A 342-nucleotide genomic window follows, 5' to 3' on the forward strand; every position below is an offset into this window, starting at 1 on the left:
TTTTTTGTGCCTGTTATACCTATATAGAACGATGTTTATAAGTATTTGTATCTAATGCAATATCTTGTTTGTTGATGAAAATGTGTAAATTGTGATGCGGTGGTAACAGTTTCTTACGGAGTTTGTCCTTTCGAAAACGCCTAGTCCTGTTTTGTCACCTTATTGGTGTGCTACTATAGCCCCCTCATTACTCGACTAAATTTACCTATGCTAGAAGTCTCAAATTTAACTGCTATTCGTGACGACAGGGTTCTGTTTGAATCGTTGTCTTTTCAATTGAAACCCGGTGAACTGGTTCAAGTTGAAGGTCGTAACGGTACTGGGAAAACGACACTCCTTAGG

General features: G+C 38.6%; 1 protein-coding gene. It reads left to right on the top strand.

The genetic code is table 11. From position 1 onward, the window contains the following. Nucleotides 1–207: 207 nt before the first annotated feature. Nucleotides 208–342, top strand: a 135-nt coding sequence (locus AB4653_RS09440) for an ATP-binding cassette domain-containing protein (protein WP_372103967.1), incomplete at its 3' end; no start/stop codon positions are given.

Origin of the sequence: Vibrio sp. 10N.222.48.A3 (assembly GCF_041475345.1) — a bacterium.
GTDB lineage: Bacteria > Pseudomonadota > Gammaproteobacteria > Enterobacterales > Vibrionaceae > Vibrio > Vibrio tasmaniensis_A.